This is a genomic window from Thermocrispum agreste DSM 44070, from assembly GCF_000427905.1.
GTDB lineage: Bacteria > Actinomycetota > Actinomycetes > Mycobacteriales > Pseudonocardiaceae > Thermocrispum > Thermocrispum agreste.
Genome location: NZ_KE386603.1, coordinates 415,112 through 432,585 on the forward strand (window position 1 = coordinate 415,112; position 17,474 = coordinate 432,585).

General features: G+C 69.9%; 18 protein-coding genes and 1 pseudogene. 11 read left to right on the forward strand and 8 right to left on the reverse strand.

What is annotated here, in order from left to right; genetic code table 11:
* Positions 1–8: 8 nt before the first annotated feature.
* The 3 genes and pseudogenes from YWY_RS21700 to YWY_RS0111990 form a co-directional block, all read right to left on the reverse strand.
* Positions 9–1,840: pseudogene (locus tag YWY_RS21700) on the reverse strand (hypothetical protein).
* A 138-nt stretch (positions 1,841–1,978) separates the two neighbouring features.
* Positions 1,979–2,071 (reverse strand): putative leader peptide, encoded by a 93-nt coding sequence (locus YWY_RS25040; RefSeq protein ID WP_425426127.1) that lies wholly within the window; start codon positions 2,069–2,071, stop codon positions 1,979–1,981.
* Positions 2,072–2,685: 614 nt separating this feature from the next.
* Positions 2,686–3,006 (reverse strand): DUF6343 family protein, encoded by a 321-nt coding sequence (locus tag YWY_RS0111990; RefSeq protein ID WP_028847799.1) that lies wholly within the window; start codon positions 3,004–3,006, stop codon positions 2,686–2,688.
* A 164-nt stretch (positions 3,007–3,170) separates the two neighbouring features.
* On the opposite strand from YWY_RS0111990, the gene YWY_RS21705 reads away from it, so the two are divergent.
* Positions 3,171–3,899, forward strand: a complete 729-nt coding sequence (locus YWY_RS21705) for a hypothetical protein (protein ID WP_156899214.1) — start codon at positions 3,171–3,173, stop codon at positions 3,897–3,899.
* A 6-nt stretch (positions 3,900–3,905) separates the two neighbouring features.
* Here YWY_RS21705 and YWY_RS21710 read toward each other — a convergent pair whose 3' ends face one another.
* A complete protein-coding gene (locus YWY_RS21710) occupies positions 3,906–4,889 on the reverse strand; it encodes a serine hydrolase (RefSeq protein ID WP_051310182.1) in 984 nt (327 codons plus the stop codon).
* A 153-nt stretch (positions 4,890–5,042) separates the two neighbouring features.
* The gene (ligD, locus tag YWY_RS0112005) at positions 5,043–5,999 is read right to left on the reverse strand and encodes a non-homologous end-joining DNA ligase (protein WP_028847800.1); all 957 of its coding nucleotides are present in this window, start codon (positions 5,997–5,999) and stop codon (positions 5,043–5,045) included.
* Between the two features lie 89 nt (positions 6,000–6,088).
* On the opposite strand from ligD, the gene YWY_RS0112010 reads away from it, so the two are divergent.
* On the forward strand, positions 6,089–6,472 hold the full coding sequence (locus YWY_RS0112010) for a YidH family protein (protein ID WP_028847801.1): 384 nt from the start codon (positions 6,089–6,091) through the stop codon (positions 6,470–6,472).
* Between the two features lie 3 nt (positions 6,473–6,475).
* Entirely contained in the window at positions 6,476–6,802 is a 327-nt protein-coding gene (locus YWY_RS21715) for a DUF202 domain-containing protein (RefSeq protein ID WP_038045042.1), read from the forward strand.
* 1 nt (position 6,803) lies between these two features.
* On the opposite strand, the gene YWY_RS21720 is transcribed toward YWY_RS21715, so the two are convergent.
* The 3 genes from YWY_RS21720 to YWY_RS0112030 form a co-directional block, all read right to left on the reverse strand.
* A complete protein-coding gene (locus YWY_RS21720) occupies positions 6,804–7,238 on the reverse strand; it encodes a DUF6292 family protein (RefSeq protein ID WP_084609214.1) in 435 nt (144 codons plus the stop codon).
* Positions 7,239–7,302: 64 nt separating this feature from the next.
* A complete protein-coding gene (locus tag YWY_RS21725; protein WP_084609215.1) occupies positions 7,303–8,190 on the reverse strand; it encodes a SigB/SigF/SigG family RNA polymerase sigma factor in 888 nt (295 codons plus the stop codon).
* Between the two features lie 376 nt (positions 8,191–8,566).
* Positions 8,567–9,052, reverse strand: coding sequence for a Dps family protein (locus YWY_RS0112030; protein ID WP_028847802.1), 486 nt, complete (start codon positions 9,050–9,052; stop codon positions 8,567–8,569).
* 309 nt (positions 9,053–9,361) lie between these two features.
* Between YWY_RS0112030 and YWY_RS0112035 the strand changes: the two genes are divergently transcribed.
* The 8 genes from YWY_RS0112035 (at position 9,362) to YWY_RS0112070 (ending at position 17,472) form a co-directional block, all read left to right on the forward strand.
* Positions 9,362–9,772, forward strand: coding sequence for a DUF4383 domain-containing protein (locus tag YWY_RS0112035; RefSeq protein WP_425426136.1), 411 nt, complete (start codon positions 9,362–9,364; stop codon positions 9,770–9,772).
* Between the two features lie 176 nt (positions 9,773–9,948).
* Positions 9,949–10,848 (forward strand): universal stress protein, encoded by a 900-nt coding sequence (locus YWY_RS21730; protein ID WP_038045043.1) that lies wholly within the window; start codon positions 9,949–9,951, stop codon positions 10,846–10,848.
* Positions 10,849–10,968: 120 nt separating this feature from the next.
* On the forward strand, positions 10,969–11,937 hold the full coding sequence (locus YWY_RS0112045; protein ID WP_028847804.1) for an Acg family FMN-binding oxidoreductase: 969 nt from the start codon (positions 10,969–10,971) through the stop codon (positions 11,935–11,937).
* A 513-nt stretch (positions 11,938–12,450) separates the two neighbouring features.
* Entirely contained in the window at positions 12,451–13,536 is a 1,086-nt protein-coding gene (locus YWY_RS0112050; protein WP_028847805.1) for an S-(hydroxymethyl)mycothiol dehydrogenase, read from the forward strand.
* Positions 13,533–14,162 (forward strand): MBL fold metallo-hydrolase, encoded by a 630-nt coding sequence (locus YWY_RS0112055; protein WP_028847806.1) that lies wholly within the window; start codon positions 13,533–13,535, stop codon positions 14,160–14,162. Before YWY_RS0112050 ends, YWY_RS0112055 begins: the two co-directional genes overlap by 4 nt.
* Before the next feature lie 322 nt (positions 14,163–14,484).
* Positions 14,485–15,165 (forward strand): TetR/AcrR family transcriptional regulator, encoded by a 681-nt coding sequence (locus YWY_RS0112060; RefSeq protein ID WP_028847807.1) that lies wholly within the window; start codon positions 14,485–14,487, stop codon positions 15,163–15,165.
* Between the two features lie 661 nt (positions 15,166–15,826).
* On the forward strand, positions 15,827–16,807 hold the full coding sequence (locus YWY_RS0112065; RefSeq protein ID WP_245566652.1) for an NADP-dependent oxidoreductase: 981 nt from the start codon (positions 15,827–15,829) through the stop codon (positions 16,805–16,807).
* 47 nt (positions 16,808–16,854) lie between these two features.
* Complete coding sequence (locus tag YWY_RS0112070) at positions 16,855–17,472, forward strand: TetR/AcrR family transcriptional regulator (protein WP_028847809.1); 618 nt, start codon at positions 16,855–16,857, stop codon at positions 17,470–17,472.
* The last annotated feature ends 2 nt before the right edge of the window (positions 17,473–17,474 follow it).

The following is a 17,474-nucleotide window of genomic DNA, read 5'->3' on the forward strand; positions in this document are numbered from 1 at the left end:
TGATGCCGCTACCTGAGGTCCCGTTCGGCGATCACGAACAGTTCGGAGTGCGGCTTGGTGTTGCCGAAGTCGCCGTGCGGCCAGGACTTGCGGTTGAAGTTGACACCGACCTGGCCGGTGAACTCGTCCCGGAAGGTGCGGTCGACGGTCGCCGTGCCGTCCTTGCCGAGCTTGACGATGTTCACCTTGTGGTCACCGTCCAGCCCGGAGCGGGCGACGAAGTAGTTCGACACCGCCAGCCGGGTCGGCGACTGGGTCTCGACGTACTTGTCGCTGGACGGGTCGAGGACGAAGTTGTCGTAGGCACCCCAGTGCGGTCCCGCGCCGGAGACGCCGGGGTTGATCGCCGCCGCACCGGCCACCGTCGGGCAGTCGTCTTCCTTGCCGCCGTTCTCCGACTCCCAGCGGGTGTCGATCTTGCACGTGAAGTCGGTGCCCGCGGCGACCAGCTTGCTGATGTCCAGCACGTAGACGCCGCCGGTGGAGCCGGGGTCGTCCGGGCCGAGCGTCTTGGGCTGGCGCCCGGTGATCGCCCGGTACAGGAACCGGTCGTCCGGGCTGGTCTGGATCCAGCCGCCGTTGGAGCTGGCGCCGATCGCATCGTTGCCCGGGAAGATCTTGCCCGCGGCCGCGCCGTCGTCGAACACCTGCGTCCACCGCGGCCGCTTGGCCGTGATGTCCGGGGTGTAGAACACCGCGCCACCCTGCATGGTCTGTGCGAACGCGCCCTTGTGGCCGGGCAGGTTCGTCACGGTGACCTCCATGACCGCGCGGTTCTCGGAGAACAACGGGTCGTAGTCCTTGGCCCGCGGGCCTTCCGGCAGGTAGGACACCGCCCGCAGCTTCGGGTTGTTGCGGTCGGAGATGTCCCACGTGCGCACGGTCGGTCGGCGCAGGTAGGGCGACGGCTGCTTGACCGGGTCGAGGATGATGTTGCGCGGCTCGGCGTAGTCGCTGGTCACCAGCGTGTTCAGGTCCTCGCGGGCCTGGATGCCGTGCGGGTTGGCGCAGGTCGGCTTGCCGAGCGTCGGCAGGTTCTCGCAGATCTTGGCGTTGTCGCCCTGCGGCGTGGCGGCTGAGGTCTCCGACAGCACCTTGCCGTTGCGGTCGAACCGGATCAGGGCGCCCGGGCTGCCCGCGAAGCCGTTGCCGATGACGGTCTGGCCGTTCTTGTAGGTGTAGGGGCCGGGCACTACCGGGCCGCCCATGTAGGTGCCGTACGTGGTGCCGTCCTTGAGTGTCCAGTACGCGTCCGGTACCGAACCGCCCAGGGTCTGCGTCGGCAAGCTGACGCCCTTGAGCTTGATCTTCGGCAGCTCCGACACGTCGAACGCGTAGGTGACGGGGCGAACAGCGCCCCGGCGTAGACAGTGTCGCCCTTGTGCCACACGTACTGCATGTGGTGCGGCTCGTTCTCCACCAGCGGCCCCACGGTGGCCGTGTTGACCACTTTGCCGTAGCTCGGTGAGCCCTCAGTGGCGTCGATGACCGCCAGGAAGTCGGGGCCGGGGAGGGCGTTCTTCACCTTGTTCAGGCCGCCGGCGATCGTGCCCGGGAGGTTCTTGACGTCCTTGACCACGGTGTCGGCGATGTTCTCGTCACCGGCCCACACCAGCAACCACTTCTTCCGCTCGCCGTCGGACTTGGTGACCAAGTCCGGCACCAGGTGGTTGCGCACCCAGTACCGCTTGCCGTCGACGGCGGTGACGGCGCTTTCCAGTACCTGGACGTCCGCGTACGCCGCGGTGGTCGCTCCGGAGGCGCCGAGCAACCCCGCGGACAACACGGCCACCGCCAGGCAACTGCCCAGCTTCCGGCCGCGCCATTTCTTTTTCGCCATGTTTTTCTCCGGTCATTGACGGAAGGATGTGCCTGGCCAACGCGCGCATTTATCCGCATCGAAAATGCGCAGGGCTGATTGACCGAAACGCGCAGGCAAGCGCGTCCGGTCGGCGAACGGCAGGGTGCGCCGGCCCGGTCAGCCGACGTTGGCCTCGGGCCTGGGGGGTGCACTCGAGCTGCGTTGGAGGTCGATGTGAAGCCGCCTCGTCAGGAGCACGCACACCACCATGGGCGCAGATGGTTGCTCCGTTCGGCGCAATGGTCAAAGATGTATTCCACATTACGGGAAAGATTTCCACCGCCCGGCCCCGGCCGCCACATTGCCCGACGCTTCGACCAAACAAGACAATTCTTCCGGCTCGCCAGGCAGGCCGCCTTCAACCGTTTTCGTCAATGCTTTTCGCCATTTCGCTAAGTTCGGCGGCAAGGTCGGGCCCCGGGCAAGCGGCGGAACACACCGGAGTTCCCGGAAACGGCGGCAAGAAGCGGCCCGGGCCTGCCCCGGCCGGGATTCATGGGGCAGGCGGAGGCGGCTGGAGCGGCCGCGGCCCTGGTGTGATGATCCTCCTCGGAGGTGGCGTGGGCTCGGCGGCCGTTTCCGGTGACACGGCGACGCCGCAGTCACAGGACGCCCTCACTTCGATCGGGTAGCCGCTGCTCGGGCTCGACGAATTGCCGGAGGGTGCCGAGGCGGCCGATGACGGTCCCGGCGCGCGCCGTTGCTGGCCGGTTCGTCCGGTGAGTGATCCGGCGGCCGCCGATCGGCTGCGATGTCGCAGCCACCAGCCGACCGTGCCCCGGGGGGATCGGTGCCCAGCGCTGCATCGCGGCGCCGGGCACCGGTCAGCCGGGCTCGCCGCGCCGTTTCCGGTGCGCGACCCACGCCAGGTCGACGACCAGCACGGCGGCCAGGACGAACAGCAGGATCGCCGGCCATATCATGTCGGCGACGACGATCCACAGCACGCCGACCACGATGCTGAGCACGATGCCGATGCTTGCCAGCCACAGGCGCAACGTCAGCGCGCTGTAGGTCGGCGCCGCTCCGGCCCACCCGGCGGTCGGGTCGTGGTAATCGGGCAGGCCGCGTTCGTAATCGGCGCGCGTGCGTGGTCGGTCGTCATCCGCTTGCGTGCGTGGTCGGTCGTCGTCCTCGGAAGTCATGCACGGGGATACCCGGCGGGTGAGGTGATCAACCCGCGCGCGTGTGATCCGTTCTGGACGGACGACCATGACGCCGCCTACGGACACAATCAACTCGCGCGCGTGTGAGCCGCTCCCTGGGCGGGTAGGCAACAGCATCGGCCGACCGACAGGAGCTGGTGACCGTGTCCCCGCAACCGCAGCAATGGCGCAACCTGCTGGACAAGCCACGGCGGATGATGGTCGACGGGCCACTCACCCGGGCAGCCATGAACGCCGCGAAGCGCGTCGGATCGCTGCGCCACGGGCGCGCTTTCCATCCCGCCGGGTGCACGTTCGAGGCCGAATTCGACCTGGTGCGGCCCGGTCCGATCGGCGACGCGCTCAGCGCGGGCGAGTACCGTGCGCAGGCCCGGCTGTCCAAGGCCGCGTCGACGCCCGGCAGGTTCCCGGACGTCCTCGGGCTGGCATTTCGCGTCCACGATGTCGGCGACACGCCCCTGGACGTCGCGCTGGCCACGGCGGGCAAGCGACCAGTCGCCCGCCACGTGCTGATGCCCAGCCGCAGCTTCACGCGTGCCTTCTACTCGTCTCTGTTGCTGTATCGCGCCAGCGAGCGACACGTAGTGATCGGCGCGGAGGCCGAGCCGGGAACGCCGGACGTACCAGCTGACGTCGGCGCGGTGGCACGTGCCGTGCCTGTGACGTTCCGGATCGCCGTAGCTCAGCTGCGCGGCCCCTGGGTCGAGGTCGGATTGCTCACGCTGACCGTGGCGACCGGTGCGGACCCCCACTTCGACGTCGTCCGCAACTCCGTACCCGGCCTGCAGCCGGTCGGCTGGCTCAACCGCCTCCGCGGTCCCGTCTACCGTGCATCCCAACGCGGCCGTGACCACGCAAGCGAAACGAGCTAGCCGGGATCACAGCTCGTCGACGGCGTCGAGCATGGCGCGGCCGATCACCGACCGTGCTTCCACCGCGGGGTGGGTGGCTCCGTAGTTGGCCTGGTCGGACAGCTCGGCAGCGAACAACGAGAAGATCAGCGTGGGTGCGCCGTCCCGGTCGTAGATGACTCCGACCTCGTGCCGCCGGTCCTCGTATGCCCCGTATTTCGCGGCCACTCGGATGCGCTCCTGCGACGACATCAGCCGCCGGATGCCGTCGGTGTACCCCGGTTCGGTCCAGCGCATGATCGACAGCAGGAAGTCGCACGACTCCGCGGACAACAGGGTGTGCTGGGTGAGCCCGGTGAGCAGGCGGTGCATCTCCGCGGGCGTGGTGCTGCCGTGGAAGAACTGGTCCGGGTCCTGGTCGTGCTCGGACACCCGGGTCACGGTGAACCCCTTGGCGGCCAGGATGCCGTTGAGCTCGTCGCGCGGGCACACCCGGGCGATCAGCGGCAGCGCGGAGTTCTCCGACGCCACCAGCAGCGTGACCAGCACGTTGGCCAGCGTCAGCCGGTCCCCGTACACCTTCTGCAGATGCCAGATGCCGCTGGTGTCCGGGTCGATTTCGATGTCCGCCTGGGTCAGCTCGAGGCGCTGATCCAGGCGGAGATCGCCCCGGTCGACCTTGTCCATCACGGCCACCGCCATGGCGAGCTTGTTGACGCTCGCGGCGCGGATCTCGGTGTCGCGGTCCTCGTCGATCACCACGACCGGCTCGGCTTCCCCCGTGTGCAGCGTGACGTAGGAGAGCCACCGGCCTCCCGCGCGGCGTGTCTCGCGCCGATACACGCGCCGGATCTTCTGCACCGGTGAGCCGCCGAGGTCGACCGCCGCAGCAGGTGCCGCGTTCCCGGCAACGGTTGCGCCCGCGATCGCGGCCCCGGCCGCCACGGTGCCCCGCAGCAGCGTGGCTCGGGAAATACCGGACCTGCCACCATCCCGTTGCGACGCAGTCATCGGATGCCCCCTCCCGTGATCGGGTTCCGCCCTGTGGAAACGATGCCGGAAGCTACCACCCGGTGACCGCGCGGGCATCCGGCGAAAGTGTTGCCGCGTTGCCGTTGAAGGTACCTGCGGCCGTGCACCCGTCGCCGACGGCGGCGCCGGTCGTCAGCTGGGCAGCCCGGCGCCCTCGGCGTCGTCGCGGTCCGCCCATTCCAGCAGTGCCTCCAGCGAGAAGGCTTCGTCGTCGATCCCGGCGTGCAGATCGCCGAACTCGGCGAACCGCTTCGGCACCGTCGCCATCGTGCAGTCCCTCGGGTCGACGGCCGCCAGCTCGTCCCACCTGATCGGCGTGGACACGGTGGCCTCCGGCGTGCCACGCACCGAGTAGGCGCTGGCCATGGTGTGGTCGCGGGCGTTCTGGTTGAAGTCGACGAACAGGGCACTCGGGTCGCGGTCCTTCCGCCACCACGCGGTGGTGACCACGTCGGGGTTGCGCCGCTCGAGTTCCTTGGCGAAGGCGTGCGCGGCCCGCCGCACCTGGCCGAACTCCCACTCGGGCCGGATACGGACGTAGATGTGCAGGCCGTGGCCGCCCGAGGTCTTCGGATACCCGGTGATGCCCAGCTCGTCGAGCACCTCGTGGGCGGAGGTGGCCACCCGGCGCACGACGTCGAACGGGCACTCGGGCATCGGATCCAGGTCGATCCGCCACTCGTCCGGCTTCTCGGGGTCGGACCGCCGGGAGTTCCACGGGTGGAACTCCACCGTCGACATCTGCACCGCCCAGATCACGTCGGCGAGCTTCGTCACGCACAGCTCGTCGGCATGCCGGCCGAACCGGGGGAAGTACAGCCGGACGGTCTCCAGCCACGGCGGGGCGCCGCGCGGCACCCGCTTCTGGTGCACCTTCTCGCCTTCGATCCCGTCCGGATACCGGTGCAGCATGCACGGCCGTTCGCGCAGCGCGCGCACGATGCCGTCGCCGACGCTGAGGTAGTACCGCGCCAGGTCGAGCTTGGTCGCGCCGGTCTTCGGGAAGTAGACCCGGTCCGGATGGGAGAGTCGCACGGTGTGCTCGCCGACCGTCAGCTCGGCCGCCGGGGGCTTCCCTTTGCTCGCCATAGGCTCACGGTACGCAAGGTTCCGGCATGTCACCGGCCGCGACGATCGCGCCCCGCGGGCCGGCGGGACGGCAGGCATACTGCTGTGCGATGAGTGCTGACGAACCGGTGGCGGGCGATCGGCGCTGGCCACGCTCGGTGTACGGGCACGGGGACGAGCCCGACCCGCGCTTCTCGTTGGCCAACGAACGGACGTTCTTGGCCTGGATCCGCACGTCGCTCGGGCTGCTCGCCGGGTCGCTGGCGGTGCATCTGGTCGATCTCGGCCGCTACGAAGGCGTTGCCAGGGCGGGCGCCGCGCTGCTGGCCGTCACCGGGCTGCTCTGCGCCGCGCAGGCATGGCGGGGATGGGCGAGGACCGAACGCGCCCTGCGCGAGCGGCGGCCGTTGCCGTCCAGCCGGACCGGCATCGTGGTCGTGACGGTCGTCGTGCTGATCGCCGCCGCGCTGGCCGTGTTGAGCGTGTGGGGGTAGCGCGTGGTCTACCGACCGGACGGCTTGCAGCAGGAGCGCACCATCCTGGCCTGGCGGCGCTGCGCGCTGGGGTTCGTCGTGATCAGCGTGCTGATCACCCGCACGGCTCTGGTCGCCGGCCAGCCGGTGATCGGCGTGGCGGGCCTGGCGACCATCGCGGTCGCAGTGCTGGTCCTCCGGCTGACCATGCGCCGCCGGCCATGGCGGAGGCCGTCCGCGAAGCCGCCGCACGGGCTGGCCGTGCTCGACGACGGCCGCCTCCCGGCGTTGATCGCCGGCGTCGCGATGACCTTGTGCTGCTTGATCGCGGCGCTGGTCTGGCTGGCGTGAGCTACGCGTACGCGGCGAGGCGACCGGCGAGACTCCTGCGGTCGGCAACGCCGCTGGGTGGGTGCTTGCTGCCTGCGATGCCGTGGACCACGCAGCGGACGAACGTGGCCACCGCCCTCGGCGGCGGCAGCAGATCCTCGACGTACCAGGCCAGGATCAACAGGTCCTCGCCCGAGCCGGTTTCCATACCGACCGCCCACCCACGTTCGTCGTCCCAGATCAGCGCCAGGTCGCGGGTCGGCTTGTCCGGCAGCCGGTTCTCCAGCGCGATGTAGGCGTTGGCGGACTCGGCCCATTCGCACCATTGCGCTTCCGGCCCGGCGCCGACCTCGGCGGCGACCTGACGCACGTAGGCGCGCAGCCCGTGTTCTGTCTGGTGCGGCGTCGGTTCGTCGCCCGGCGCGCCTGCGGTCGGAAGGATGGGGGCGGTCGTCATGGGCAGTCCTCGGGCAGGAGCAACGGCAGTGGGTGAACGGAAAGGCCGGCGGCAGCCGGCTCGGTCAGCTCGGCTGGTGCTCGGTGAGCGCCGCGCGCAGCCGGGCCAGTGACGCCGCGAGTAGCCTGCTGACGTGCATCTGGGACACGCCAACGGCCTGCGCGATCTGGCTCTGCGTCATGTCGTGGAAGAACCGCAGGGCGACGATGCGCTGTTCGCGTGGTGCGAGCTGGCTCAGCGCGCGGCGCAGCACGGCGTGGTTCTCCACCGTGGTGAACTCGTGGTCGGCGTCGCCGATCAGCTCGCCGAGTTCGGTGTCGGTGTCGCCCTGGCCGAGCGACCGGTTCAGCGACTCGGGGCGGTAGGCCGCCGACGCGGACAGGCCCTCGTAGACCTCCTCGGTGCTCAGCCCGAGGTGTTCGGCCAGCTCGCTCGGCCGGGGTGACCGGCCGAGCAGCTCGGTGAGCTCGGTGGTGGCCTCGTTGAGCGTCTGCCGCAGCTCCTTCAGCCGCCGCGGCACCCGCAGCGTCCACGTCGAGTCGCGGAAGTGCCGCTGCAGTTCCCCGCGGATGGTCGGGATGGCGAACGGCAGGAAGCCACGGCCGTACTGCGGCTCGTAGCGGTCGACCGCGTTGATCAGTCCGATGGTGGCCACCTGGCGCAGGTCCTGGCTGGGCTCGCCGCGGTGCCGGTAGACCTGTGCGATGTGTTCGGCGACCGGCAGGTGCGCGGCGATCAACCGCTCGCGCAGCTCCTCCCGGCGCGGATCTCCGGCGGGAATGTCCTGCATCTGCCGGAACAGCGGCTCGTACTCGTCGTATTCGCCGTGGCGAGCCGGACGTGCTTCCGTCTCGCCTGCAGTGCTTTCCGCGTCGGTGGGATCGGGCCGTGCCGGTGAGCCCGCGAGCTGGCCGACCACGCCCGCGCTCGGTGCGGTGACGCTGGTAGTCATGGCGTCCCTCCAGCCGGAGGCCGCCGGGTTCCGTGCAGCCTCTAGTCGTCATGAGCGGCTGTCTTCTCAACCGGCGGACCCACCATAGGCGCGGACAGACAGGTTTGTCTACCTGGTGTCCGGCAATCGGCGGAGCGAAACACCCGCCGTGGGGCAGGTGCGTCACACGACCGGGTTCCCTGGTCACAGCGTCGCCAGGACGTGCCGGCCGCCGATCGGCGGAGCCGGTCGTGCTCGGGACGGCATCGGACCAGCTTGCCGGTGGGCGCAGAGACGACAAGCGGGGTCTCGATCATGTTCGGCGCCCTTGTGTGGGCTGGCTGGCGCCCACCGGCAAGCTGGACGAAGGCTCACCCGTCGCGGACGGGCAGGCAGGTCACACCGTGGCCAGCTGCGCCTGCCACATCCAGTGGGCTTCCTCCAGCTTCGAGGCGATCTCGATGACCAGGTCCTGGGTCACCGGGTCCGCCTTGTCCAGCGGGTCGATCGCTTCCCTGGCGTGGCCGATGGCCGTGGCCAGGGCGGAGACGGTGACCTCGATGGCCTTCTTGTCGGTGGTCCAGGCGGCTTCCAGGTCCGCCAGGCCGGACGTCTCGGCCACCGTGCGGGCGCGGCCGTCCGGCACGACGCCGATGGTCGCGGCGCGTTCGGCGACCTGGTCGGCGTACTCGCGGGCCAAGGTCACCAGCTCGTCCAGGTGCAGGTGCACGTCGTGGAAGAACCGGCCGACCACGGTCCAGTGGGCTTGCTTGGCCAGCAGGTGCAGCTGGATGAGGTCGACCAGGATCTGCTGCAGGTACTTGCCGGTCATCTGCTGATCGGCGTCGTTGAGTGGCCCGGTGATCGGGGTGCCCGAGGTCATCGTCGTCCTTTCGACTCGCATGCGTGGTGCTGCCGACGGGCAGCGGGTGGGTTCACGTCAGGCCACGGATACCCATCCGTCCGGACCGCTGAACCTCGGTGTGGTCGTCGCCCGGGCAGGGTGCAGCGAATGCCACGGGAAGAGCACGGACAGGTCGCGCGCGTGTCGAAATTCTCGAGGGTGGGTAATCGCGGTTCACGTCGCGTCGACGTACTTGTTGCGCGCCTATTTGTGTTTGTGGAGGTTCCCATGGCTGAGCGCATCCCCCCTCAGAACGTCACGCCACGAAGCAAGCAAGAACCCGTACGGATGGCGGCCATGGTGGTGGCCGCGGTGTTCCTCCTGGTCGGCATCCTGGGGTTCATTCCGGGAATCACCAGCGACTTCGACACCATGACGTTCGCCGGCCACGAATCCGGCGCCATGCTGCTGGGCCTGTTCAACGTGTCGGTGCTGCACAACCTGGTGCACCTGGCCTTCGGCGTGGTCGGCCTGGCCCTGGCACGCACCGCGGCGGGGGCGAATGCGTTCCTGCTGGTCGGCGGGATCATCTACCTCGGCCTGGTGGTCTACGGGCTGGTCATCAGCGAGGACAGCGCCGCCAACTTCGTGCCGTTGAACGCGGCCGACAACTGGCTGCACCTGGTGCTCGGAGTGGGCATGATCGGCCTGGCGATGGCCCTGCGTCCGCGCTACGCGGGAGGGCACACCACCGCCTGACTCCGGATCCGACACACCGCCGGTGTTGCGTTCACCAGCAGTACCGGCGGTGTGTTTGTGCCGTGTCCCACTTCGTGTGGGTGAATCGGTAACGGCTTCGTCGCCGGACACGAAGCCGGGGTGACTCGAGGCTGACGCGTCCGCAGCGCGGACGCACTACAGCAAGGGGAGGCGGCATGGACGACAAGCGAGCCATCGTGGTCGGGGTCGACGGTTCGGCGGCGGCGATGCGCGCCGTGCGCTGGGCCGCCCGCGAGGCATCGCTACGGGACGTTCCGTTACGGCTGCTGACCGCCAGGGCACTGCCCCGCCCGAACCGGTTCGAGGCGATGCTGGCGCCGGACGCCCGTCATGCGCTGTTGGACCAGGCGCGGGAGACGTTGCGGGAAGCCGAGCAGGAAGCGCTCGCGGTTGCGCCGAACCTCCACGTCGATCACGACCTCCAAGTCACGGCCGCGGCCCCGGCGCTGATCACGGCTTCGCACCAGGCGCAGTTGGTCGTGGTGGGCTCCAGCGGGCTGGGTGGCGTGGCCGGATTGTTCATCGGATCGGTCGCCGTCGGCACCGCGGCACACAGCAGGTGCCCCGTCGTCGTGGTGCGCGGCGACGACGAATCGGCATGGGAGGGCCGGCCGATCGTCGTCGGGGTCGACGGCACGGCATTGTCCGATCCCGCCGTGGACCTGGCCTTCGACACCGCTTCGGTGCGCGCGGCCGATCTGCTGGTGGTGCACGTCCGCGCGGGCCGGGGAGACCGTTCGGCGCAGGAGCGCGAGCAGGCCGAGGAGACCGTGCGGTCGGCGGTCGCCGAACAGCTTCGGCCGTGGCTGGACAAGTACCCGACGGTCGACGTGCGCATCGCGGTGCAGACCGGGCGGCCGGAGCCGGTCCTGGTCGACTTGAGCAACGGTGCCCAGCTGGTGGTGGTCGGCTCGCGCGGCAGGGGAGCGGTGGCCGGGCTGACCCTCGGCTCGGTCGGACACGCCCTGCTGCACCGGGCAAACTGCCCGGTCGCGCTGGTGCGGCAGACGCAGCAGACGGAGCCGGAAGCGGCCGAAGGTCCCTCCGACCGGTGACCTCCAGCCGTGCCGAGAGACCGGTGCGGCTCGGCAGCATCGACGGTGCAGTGGTGCCTGACGTTGAGCCTGGTGTCCGACGGCTAGGCCGACGGTGACGTGCAGCGGGTGGAGGCGACCATGAGTGCTCTGGCACCGGAAGTGACCGAGGCGTTGGGCAAGGCCGTGCAGGCCCCCTCGCCCTACAACACGCAGCCGTGGCGGTTCGTCGTCGACGGGGAACGGATCGACCTGTTCCTGGACCCCGAGCGGGTACTGCGGGTGTCCGACCCGGACGGGCGCCAGGCCCGCCTGGCATGTGGTGCGGCGCTGTTCAACCTCCGGCTCGGCATCCGGGTGCACGGGCGAGCCGTCGTGGTGGACCTCGTTCCGGACCCCGAGCAGCCCGATCTGCTGGCGTCGGTCCGCATCTCCGGCCCGCAGGCCAAGACGCTCACCGAGGACCGGCTGGCCAGGGCGATCGAGCGCAGGCACACCAACCGGCGGCCGTTTCTGAACCGCCAGGTGGAGCTGCCGCTGCGCAGTGGCCTGGTGGCGGCGGCCCGTGCCGAAGGTGCGCTGGTGGAGCTGGTGGACCCGGAGGGCAAGACCGCGCCGCGCTATCGGATCATCGCCGAGCTGGTCCGGCAAGCCGACTCGGTGCAGCAGAACGACCCGGAGTACCAGTGGGAAGCCCGACGCTGGTCCGGCGGGGGGCCGGAGCGGGCCGACGGTGTGCCCGTGTCCGCGTTCGGTCCCGAGCCGGACGACGACCGCGTCCTGCGACTGCGCAGCTTCCCGCGGGATACAGCGCCGCCTCGCCGGGAGTTCGAGCAACAGCCACTGGTCGCCGCGGTGCTGACCTACGGCAAGGGGATCGCGGCGGACGTCGTCGCGGGCATGGCGATGCAACGGGTCTTGCTCACCGCGAGCGACCTCGGGCTGAGCACGTCCTTCCTGACGCAGCCGTTCGAGGTGCCGCAGACCCGCGCCCAGTTGACCGAGCTGTTCCGGCCGCATCAGATCCACACCCTGCTGCGGGTCGGCTACGGCTACCCGGTCGCGCCGACACCGCGCCGGGCGGTGGACGAGGTGACCGTGCGGACCTGACCGTCGCTGGCCGGGCCGGGCTCGCCTGGTTGGTCTGCCGGACCGGCTTTGGCCGCATTCCGCTCGCACCGGTGGTGCGGCAGGTACGCCTGCACCGTGTTCGTATGTCACCCGCGGTCATTCGTACGGTCACCCCTCGGCCGTGATGCCGTTGGTTCGCGCATCGGCGTTCCGGCGGCGGAGCCATGGCCGGATACCTGCGGGCACGGCCGTCGTCGGCGGCGTTGCGGCCGCGGCCGGGGGCTCCCGCGACATTGGCGGGCTGGTCGTCGGGGTGACCGCTGTCCGGTCGGCGCGTTGCCCGCCGCCCCTTGGGCCAGCGGTGCGACGCGAGTGCGCCGGTCGCGACACCACTCTGTCACCTGCTCGCGTGATCCGGCCGGCCGGTCATGGACGTTTGCCCAGCTCGCGGGGGTAGCGCGACTCGTTCGGAGCATCCCGTTGCGGCCGCCGACGACGTAAGGTCGAGCCGAGTTGATCGACACTTCCGCAGCGTCGCGAGGAGGGCCGCCCATGTCGCAGCAGGTTCGAGGCATCGTCGCTCGCCGCAAGGGCGAGCCGGTGACGTTGGAGACCGTCGTGGTGCCGGACCCCGGCCCCGGCGAGGCCGTGGTGCGCGTCCAGTCCTGCGGGGTGTGCCATACGGATCTGCACTACCGGGAAGGCGGGATCAACGACGAGTTCCCGTTCCTGCTCGGCCACGAGGCCGCGGGCGTGGTCGAGGCGGTCGGGGAGGGCGTCAGCACGATCGCCGAGGGCGACTTCGTCATTCTCAACTGGCGCGCGGTGTGTGGTGAGTGCCGGGCATGCCGCAAGGGCAAGCCGCACTACTGCTTCGACACCCACAACGCCGCCCAGCCGATGACGCTGGCGGACGGCACCCCGTTGACGCCCGCGCTGGGTATCGGCGCGTTCGTCGAGAAGACGCTGGTCCACAGCGGGCAGTGCACCAAGGTCGACCCGGCGGCCTCGCCCGCCGCGGCCGGGCTGCTCGGCTGCGGGGTGATGGCCGGGATCGGTGCGGCGATCAACACCGGCGGGGTCGGCCGCGGCGATTCCGTCGCGGTGATCGGCTGTGGCGGGGTCGGCAGCGCGGCGATCGCCGGGTCGGTGCTGGCCGGTGCCACCACGGTGATCGCCGTGGACATCGACGACACCAAGCTGGAGTGGGCGCGCGGATTCGGCGCCACCCACACCGTCGACGCCCGTCAGGCCGATCCGGTCGAGGCCATCCGCGAGCTGACCGGGGGTTTCGGCGCCGACGTCGTGATCGACGCGGTCGGCACGCCGGAAACGTTCCGCCAGGCCTTCTATGCGCGTGATCTGGCGGGCACGGCCGTGCTGGTCGGCGTTCCGACGCCGGACATGAAGATCGAGCTACCGCTGATCGACGTCTTCTCCCGGGGCGGGGCGACGAAGTCGTCCTGGTACGGCGACTGCCTGCCGTCGCGCGACTTCCCGATGCTGATCGATCTGTACTTGCAGGGCAGGCTGGACCTGGACGCGTTCGTCACCGAGAAGATCAAGCTGGACGAAGTCGAACAGGCCTTCGAGAAGATGCACTCCGGTGCCGTGCTGCGTTCGGTGGTGATGCTGTGAGCGTGCGTATCGATCACGCCGTCGTCTCGGGGACGTTCAGCCTGGACGGCCAGACGTTCGACGTCGACAACAACATCTGGGTGCTCGGTGACGACGAGCGGTGCGTGGTGATCGACGCCCCGCACGACGTCGACGCGATCATGCGCGTGGTCGGTGACCGCACGGTGGAGGCGATCCTGCTGACGCACGCACACGACGATCACGTGCGGGTTGCTCCCGCGCTGGCCGAGCGCACCGGTGCCGAGCTGTGGCTGCATCCCGACGACCTGCCGTTGTGGCGGTTGACGCATCCCGATCTGGAACCGGACGCCGACCTGGTGGACGGGGCCAGGCTGGCGCTGGGCGGCACGACCGTGGAGGTGCTGCACACGCCCGGGCATGCGCCGGGTGCGTGTTGCTTCGCGGTGCCCGATCTCGGTGTGGTCTTCACCGGGGACACGCTGTTCAAGGGCGGCCCTGGCGCGACCGGCCGCTCGTTCAGCGACTTCCCCACGATCATCGAGTCGATCACCAGGCGGCTGCTGAGCCTGCCGCCGGAAACCGTGGTGCATCCCGGCCACGGCGAGAGCACCACGGTCGGGGAGGAGGCTCCGCACCGCGAGGAGTGGATCCGTCGGGGCTACTGACCGCTCCGCTCGGGTTCACCAGGTGGACGGTCCGGGATGCCTGTGCTTCGGACGGTCCGTGATGCCGCACCGGACCTTCCACGTGGGAGGAGGGCGAGCGCCCGGATGCCGGGGAGGCGGGCATCCGATGTGCGGAAGGCCGTCCGGGGAGGCCGGGCGGCGGCGAAGGGAGATTCGTCCTGAACACGCAACGGCAGACGATCCGGGAGGCACGGAACGGACGATCTGGAACAGGAAGAGGCGGACGGTTCCCGCGACGACGACCGGGCAAGAATGGAGTGCCCGCATCGAGTGCGGTCGACGGCCGACTGAGGGAGGCGTGGTGAGTGCTGGGGGCGCCAAGCGCCGGGGACGAGCATCCGACATCCTGGCCGCGTTCACCCGCAAGGTGGCTCAGCGGGGCTACGACGCGGCGAACTTCAGCGAGATCGGTGCCGAACTCGGCATCTCCAAAGGCACGATCGTGCACCACTACGGCACCAAGGACCGTCTGCTCGCCACGCTGCACGAGAAGTACATGCAGGCCAGACTGGCCGAGGCCAGGCTGATCTGCCGCCGGCTGGGCACGCCGCAGCGGCAGCTTGCCGGGCTGCTGTTCGCCTCGATCATGTACCAGGTGCACGAGCGCGATGCGACGGTGGCGTTCCAGCGGGAGGTCGCGCGCATCGCGGGCACGGCGGGCAAGCCGCTGCGGGACGAGTACCTGGAGCTGGTGCGGGACGTGCTGCGTCGCGGGGTGCGGGAGGGGGTGTTCCGTCCCGGGCACGTCGACGTGCGCAGCTTGCTGATCTTCGGATCCAGCCACTGGGCGTGGACGTGGTTCCGGCCGGACGGTCAGCTGACCGCGGAGCAGATCGGGGCGACGTTCGTGGATCTGGTGCTGGGCAGCCTGTTGGTGGACAGGTCGGGTTTGCCCGAGCTGGCCGACCCGGGCGGAGATGTCGTGCGCACCGTGCAGCGGTGCTTCGACGACGTGGCCGCGGCACTCGCGCCGGCCAACTAGCGCACGCCGGAACCTTTGCTGGTCAGCGCGCAGTGGGAACGCCCGCTGGTCAGCGCGGGGTACGGCGATGCGGGCTGGCTCGTGCATGTGGCGGGGACTCGTGCCGCTCAGTGGCATGGGTCGGAACGCCCGTCGGCCAACGCCCGTCGGCTGGGCATGCAGTGGGAGCGCCGGTCATTCAGTGGGCGCGGTGGGGATGCGGGTTGGTCGCTGCGGGTCGTGGGGATGCGAGCCTGGCTCGTGCATGTGGCAGGGATACCAGCCGGCTAGCGCACGTGGTGGGAGTCGTGCCGGTAGCGCACGCGGTCGGCACGACCGCCACCCCGTGCAGGCGGTCACAGTGACGGGCGTCCGCCGGACGACCCGCTCCGATCGGCGCTTGCGCCCGTCCGCCGCCTCCCGGTCGATGCACTCCGCACGGTGATCATCTGCACCGGTGAACACCGCACGGGTGAACGCCACACGGGTGAAACTGCGCACGGGTGAAGCTCTCGCGCGCTGAGTCGCCTGAGATCGGCCCCGTCGGTGCTGGTGGCCAGGTGCGCGCAGTGCCACCATCTGCCCGGTGACCTCGCACAAGTGCATGACTCGCACGCCGACCCCGCCGTCCGCCGCACCAGCCGCCGCCAGAATATTTATATCGAAGTGTAAGATCGCGCGTGTGCGAGACGAAACGCGTGTGATGTCGACCGATGCGGGCAAGCGAGTACGGGCCGTTGGTTTCCGTGCCTACGGTGGGCCCGAGGTGCTGGCAGTCGTCTCCCTGGAACCGGAGCCGCTGGGGGCGGACGACGTGCGCATTCAGGTCGCGGCATCCACCGTCAATCCGACGGACGTGGTCCGCCGCGCTGGGCAGCGAGCCACCGGCGGCAGGCCGGAGACGGTGGATGTTCCTGGCATGGAGGTCGCCGGGCTCGTTACCGAAGTCGGCGCGCGCGTGACGTCGGTCGGCGTGGGCGACAGGGTGATGGCGATCGTCGCACCCGCGGGGGAGCACGGCGGACATCGCGCGGACGTGGTGGTGCCCGCCGTCTCGGTCGTCCGTTCGCCGTCCAACCTCAGCGACGTCGAAGCGGCCACGATTCCGATGAACGGCTTGACCGCCCTGCACGCGCTCGACGCGATGAACCTGTCCGCCGGGGACGTGGTCGCCGTGACCGGGGCGGCAGGCGCGGTCGGCGGATACGTCGTCCAGCTCGCCAAGCACGCGGGGTTGCGCGTGGTGGCGGACGCGGCGGAGAACGACCGCGAGCTGGTGGCTTCGCTGGGTGCCGATGTGATCTTGCCGCGTGGCCCGGGATTCGCCGCAGCGGTGCGGGAGCGGTTTCCGCATGGCGTGGACGGGCTGGCGGATGCCGCGATCCAGAACGCAGAGGTGCTGGACGCGGTTCGCGACGGTGGCACCGTCACCACGTTCCGCCGGTACACCGGGGACGGCACGTCGCGCATCCGGGTGGTGCCCATCTCGGTGCTCGAGGTCGCCGAACGCACGGATCTGCTCGAGCGGCTGCGGGAGCATGCCGAGGCGGGTGTGATCACGGCTCGCGTCAACGAGGTCTTCCCGCCCGAGGAAGTGGCGAAAGCGCATAGGCTTCTCGAGGCCGGAGGACTACGTGGTCGGCTGGTGCTGGGCTGGTCATGAAGGCCCACTTGTAGCGCTTGTCGAGGGGAGAGAAAGGATTGCGAGCGATGACCACCCCCGAGGTGGCGAAGCAGGATCGACGTCAGCGGCGATGGCACGAGGCCCACGACCGGCTGTACCAGGCGGCCTGCGAGCTGTTCCTGGAATCCGGCTACGCCAACACGTCGGTCGATGACATCGCCGAACGTGCCGACGTCGCCCGCAAGACCGCGTTCAACCACTACCCGCGCAAGCGCGACTTCATCGCCGAGTGGGGCCGCCGCCGCAGGCAGCGGGTGATCGACGCGATCTCCGCCGAGCTGGCCGACGACCCCAGGCTCGAGCCTGTGCTCCGCCGCTACTTCGCCGAGCTGGCCGCGATCAACGTGGCCGAACGCGCGCTGACCATCCGCATGTCGCTCGGGTGGCGGCAGTCAGGCGGCCCGTTCGACGCCGACCCCCACCAGCTGGTCGACGTGCTGCGCGGGTTCCTCACCGACGCGATCGAGCGCGGCGAGATCTCGTCCAAGGTCAACGCCTCGCATGTGGCCACGATCCTGTACAGCAGCTACTTCGGCCTGCTGTACGACTGGTGTGAGGGGCCGGACGACCAGCCGCCGTTCGATCTGCACGACGCGTTCATGCACCTCATCGACGTCGTGCTGGACGGCATCCGCTCGTTCTAGCC

Bases quoted from the DNA above. Each gene is read 5' to 3' on its own strand.
- YWY_RS25040 (WP_425426127.1), bottom strand. From the start codon at position 2,071: ATGGTGGTGTGCGTGCTCCTGACGAGGCGGCTTCACATCGACCTCCAA.
- YWY_RS0111990 (WP_028847799.1), bottom strand. From the start codon at position 3,006: ATGACTTCCGAGGACGACGACCGACCACGCACGCAAGCGGATGACGAC.
- YWY_RS21710 (WP_051310182.1), bottom strand. From the start codon at position 4,889: ATGACTGCGTCGCAACGGGATGGTGGCAGGTCCGGTATTTCCCGAGCC.
- ligD (WP_028847800.1), bottom strand. From the start codon at position 5,999: ATGGCGAGCAAAGGGAAGCCCCCGGCGGCCGAGCTGACGGTCGGCGAG.
- YWY_RS0112010 (WP_028847801.1), top strand. From the start codon at position 6,089: ATGAGTGCTGACGAACCGGTGGCGGGCGATCGGCGCTGGCCACGCTCG.
- YWY_RS21720 (WP_084609214.1), bottom strand. From the start codon at position 7,238: ATGACGACCGCCCCCATCCTTCCGACCGCAGGCGCGCCGGGCGACGAA.
- YWY_RS21725 (WP_084609215.1), bottom strand. From the start codon at position 8,190: ATGACTACCAGCGTCACCGCACCGAGCGCGGGCGTGGTCGGCCAGCTC.
- YWY_RS0112030 (WP_028847802.1), bottom strand. From the start codon at position 9,052: ATGACCTCGGGCACCCCGATCACCGGGCCACTCAACGACGCCGATCAG.
- YWY_RS0112035 (WP_425426136.1), top strand. From the start codon at position 9,362: ATGGCGGCCATGGTGGTGGCCGCGGTGTTCCTCCTGGTCGGCATCCTG.
- YWY_RS21730 (WP_038045043.1), top strand. From the start codon at position 9,949: ATGGACGACAAGCGAGCCATCGTGGTCGGGGTCGACGGTTCGGCGGCG.
- YWY_RS0112045 (WP_028847804.1), top strand. From the start codon at position 10,969: ATGAGTGCTCTGGCACCGGAAGTGACCGAGGCGTTGGGCAAGGCCGTG.
- YWY_RS0112050 (WP_028847805.1), top strand. From the start codon at position 12,451: ATGTCGCAGCAGGTTCGAGGCATCGTCGCTCGCCGCAAGGGCGAGCCG.
- YWY_RS0112070 (WP_028847809.1), top strand. From the start codon at position 16,855: ATGACCACCCCCGAGGTGGCGAAGCAGGATCGACGTCAGCGGCGATGG.